This window comes from Flavobacterium nitrogenifigens (assembly GCF_003254565.1).
Classification (GTDB): domain Bacteria; phylum Bacteroidota; class Bacteroidia; order Flavobacteriales; family Flavobacteriaceae; genus Flavobacterium; species Flavobacterium nitrogenifigens.
On the sequence record NZ_QJRI01000007.1, the window covers coordinates 1 to 205 of the forward strand.

The 205-nt window shown below is 43.4% G+C and carries 1 protein-coding gene; it reads right to left on the reverse strand.

Features of this window, described 5'->3' with window-relative positions; genetic code table 11:
* Positions 1-205: AMP-binding protein (locus DM397_RS00035; RefSeq protein WP_162615396.1), on the reverse strand; the 205-nt coding region annotated here is incomplete at both ends.

The window sequence follows — 205 nt, forward strand, 5'->3', positions numbered from 1 at the left end:
TGTTCGATATTGGCTTTCCGATAGGAATAGCTCTTTTCTCTACAGCATGTCCTGTTGACTGATAAATAGATACGCAAACGGCGCACTCTGTAGGACCATAAGCATTGTAATATGCGATTCCTGATGCTGTAACTCTCATGGCTGTACCGGGATCGGCTGATTCGCCGGCAGTAATAATACATCTTAGTCCTGAGATATCTTCATT